Origin of the sequence: Methylocella sp. (assembly GCF_044226135.1) — a bacterium.
GTDB lineage: Bacteria > Pseudomonadota > Alphaproteobacteria > Rhizobiales > Beijerinckiaceae > Methylocapsa.
The window spans coordinates 1-3,014 of record NZ_JBGAHM010000068.1 but is presented as its reverse complement, the minus strand read 5'-3'; the positions used below and the strand labels follow the sequence as shown (position 1 = coordinate 3,014).

The window sequence follows — 3,014 nt, the reverse complement described above, 5'->3', positions numbered from 1 at the left end:
AAAAAAAACACGACGCTGATGCGCGCCGCCTCTTTCAAAGCAGCGCTCAGCTTCGTTGCTGGGCTTATATGAGCCTCGCGCCGCGCCTGTCAACGGCGCCGACATAAAAATTCGCATGAAACGTCGTTTTCACGCGTCGACGCCCGCGCCGCCCGCGAGGAGACAAAGCGGCGGCGCGCCGCAAGCTGCGCGCAAGCCGGACCGGCGAGACTGCATGGCGGCGGAAGGCGCTATCTTCCGGCGGCTGTCCGCGCCCATTCCCGCGCCATCGCCTGCCGCCCGGCCGCGTCTGGCGTCGGCGCGGCGAACAGCCGGGCCGACGCCTCGGGCGGAGGATAAATCGTCTGGTCGGCGGCGACGTCGCGCGCGATCCACTGTCGCGAGGCCGGCGCGGCGTTGGCGAGCCGCGTGGCGTTGGTCGCGCGGGCGGCCGTCTGGGGCCGCAGAAGGTAATTGATGAAAGCGAACGCCGTCTGCGGCCGGCGCGCCGCGGCCGGGACGGCGAGCGCGTCGATCAAAATCGGCGCGCCCTCGCGCGGCACGACGAAGCGGATGTCGGCGCCGCTTTCGCCCTCGCGCGCGCGCCGCGCCGCGCGCGCGGCCGTCAGGCTCGTCGTCACGGCGAGGCAGATTTCGCCGCTGGCGAGGCCCGCCTCGACGTCGTCGCCTTTCGTGCGCTGCGCCGCGCGGCGCAGGGGCGCAAGCAGATCGGCCGCGCGCCTGAGGTCGAGCGGGCGCGTCGAGGACGGATCGAGCCGGAGCTGGCGCAGGGCGAGCGCGAACAGCGCCTCGGGCGCGTCGGGAGAAGACACGCCGCAGTCGGCGAAGCGGGCGAGTTTGTCGGGCCGCAGCGCCAGATCCCATGAAACGGCCGGGTCGCCGGCGGGCGCGGCTGCTGGAAACGCGCCGGGAGAGAACGCTCCGGCGGCGGGCGCGCCCGCAGGCGCTCCCGCGGAGAGAACGCCCGACGCGCCGCCGGGGCTTTTCGCGCCGTCCGGCCTGATCGCGTCAGGCCTGATCGTGTCCGGTTTGGCCGGGTCGATCCTTGCGGCGTCGAAGGCGAGGCCCGTCGCGAACCAGAGATAGGGAAGGCCATGCCGCCGGCCCGGATCCAACACGGCGAGCTTCGCCAGAATCGCGGCGTCGAGGCCCGCGGCGTTAGGGATCGCCGCAAGGTCGAGCGGGCGCAAAAGCCCCGCCGCGGCGAGGTCCGCGAGGCGCGCGGCCGGAACGATGACCACGTCATAGTCGCCGGGCCTGCGCAGCCGCGCCTCCATCGCGGCCTCGTCGTCATAGGAATCATAGACGACGTCGACGCCGGTCTGGGCGGCGAAGCTTTCGAGCGTCGCCGGCTCGACATAATCGCGCCAGCCGAGCACGTTGAGACGCTCCGGCGCGGCCGCGGCCGCGGCGCAGCCCAGCGCCAGAGCGGCGGCGAGCCGCGCGACCTGCCCGCCCGCCCGCATGGCCCGGCCCCGCGCGGCCTGGGCCTTCGCCCTCCACCGCCGCGCCGCCAAACGCCAGACCGTCCTGCGCCGCGCCACGGTCGCCTTCATGTCGTTCATGCGCGTTCAGCTCCGGCCGCGGGCCCGTCGTCCGGACGTCGGCGGGCCGCGCCCGCCGCTCCGGCGCACAACAATTTGATATTGCGCGTAGTTTCGCGGCCCAACGCGCCCGGGAGGCAAAGCGCTCTAGCCTCGCCTCCGGAAGCAGGCTATTTCGGAACCTGCGCAAAAAAAAGACCGCGCCGGAGGACGCATCGAAATGCATATCACTATCGCCCATGCCGAAGCCGCAATCGAGGCCGCGCGCAAGAAGGCCGTCGAAATCAAGACGCAAATGTGCATCGCCGTCGTCGACTCCGGCGCCAATCTCAAGGCCTTCTACCGCATGGACGACGCCTGGGTCGGCTCGATCGACATTTCGATCAAGAAGGCCAAAACGGCGCTTTATTTCGGCATGCCCACGGGCTCCGTCGGCCAGCTGTCCCAGCCGGGCGGGCCGCTGTTTGGGATCGAGCAGTCCAACGACGGGCTCATCACCTTCCCGGGCGGCCTGCCGATCGTCGACGAGGAGGGCGTGCTCGTCGGCGCCATCGGCGTCTCCGGCAGCTCGGTCGAGAACGACCATATGGTCGCCGCCGCCGGCGTCGCCGTGCTCGGCGTCAGCGAGCTTCCCGAGCATCCCTGGCGCACGTGACGCCGGCGCGCCGGGCGGCTCGCGCAAAATGAGCGAAGAGACGCCCGTCCGCAGCCTGTTCGTGTTCGGCGGCGCCCGCTCGGGCAAGAGCGGCTACGCCCAGCGGCTCGCGGAAGGCTGCGGCCTCGCGCCGGTCCTGATCGCGACCGCCGAGGCGCATGACGACGAGATGCGGGCGCGCATCGCCCGCCACGCCGCCGCGCGCGCCGCGTTCTGGCGCCTCGTCGAGGAGCCGCTCGCCCTCGCGCAGGCGCTCGAACGCGAGGCGTCGCCCGGCGCTGTCGTGCTCGTCGACTGCGCGACGCTCTGGCTCAGCAATCTGATGCTGCGCGAAGAAGACCCCGAGGCCGCGACCGCCGGGCTGCGCGCGGCGATCGCCCGCCTCAGCGGGCCGGCGATCTTCGTTTCAAACGAGGTCGGCTGCGGCCTCGTGCCGGGCACGGCGCTCGGACGCGCCTTCCGCGACGCGCAGGGACGGCTCAACCAGAGCCTGGCGGAGGCCTGCGACGCGGCGGTCGAGCTGCGCGCCGGGCTGCCGCTCCAGCTGAAGCCCGCCGCCGCCCCGAGGCTGCGCTTCGCCCTTTAAAAATTCCGCTCAAAATTCCGCGCAAAACGGCGACGCGCGCCGCCCCGCCCATCGGCGCCGGCTTTGAGGCGCGGCGAAGGCGCGCCGCGTCCCCCTTGCCGACGCGCGGCGAAGGCGCGCCGCGTCCCCCTTGCCGACGCGCGGCGAAGGCGCGCCGCGTCCCCCTGCCGACGCGCGGCGAAAGCGCGCGGCGCCCCATTTGCCAACGCGCCGACGAAAAGTTAAAGAC

General features: G+C 72.4%; 3 protein-coding genes. 2 read left to right on the top strand and 1 reads right to left on the bottom strand.

All coding sequences use genetic code 11. From position 1 onward, the window contains the following. Positions 1–230 precede the first annotated feature (230 nt). Positions 231–1,565 (bottom strand): extracellular solute-binding protein, encoded by a 1,335-nt coding sequence (locus ACILRB_RS15900; protein WP_395667270.1) that lies wholly within the window; start codon positions 1,563–1,565, stop codon positions 231–233. Between the two features lie 199 nt (positions 1,566–1,764). On the opposite strand from ACILRB_RS15900, the gene ACILRB_RS15895 reads away from it, so the two are divergent. Then, positions 1,765–2,199 (top strand): heme-binding protein, encoded by a 435-nt coding sequence (locus ACILRB_RS15895; RefSeq protein WP_395667269.1) that lies wholly within the window; start codon positions 1,765–1,767, stop codon positions 2,197–2,199. Between the two features lie 28 nt (positions 2,200–2,227). After that, complete coding sequence (cobU, locus tag ACILRB_RS15890) at positions 2,228–2,785, top strand: bifunctional adenosylcobinamide kinase/adenosylcobinamide-phosphate guanylyltransferase (protein ID WP_395667268.1); 558 nt, start codon at positions 2,228–2,230, stop codon at positions 2,783–2,785. The last annotated feature ends 229 nt before the right edge of the window (positions 2,786–3,014 follow it).

Excerpts from the sequence above, each read along its gene's own strand:
- ACILRB_RS15900 (WP_395667270.1), bottom strand. The coding sequence starts at position 1,565 with ATGAACGACATGAAGGCGACCGTGGCGCGGCGCAGGACGGTCTGGCGT.
- ACILRB_RS15895 (WP_395667269.1), top strand. The coding sequence starts at position 1,765 with ATGCATATCACTATCGCCCATGCCGAAGCCGCAATCGAGGCCGCGCGC.
- cobU (WP_395667268.1), top strand. The coding sequence starts at position 2,228 with ATGAGCGAAGAGACGCCCGTCCGCAGCCTGTTCGTGTTCGGCGGCGCC.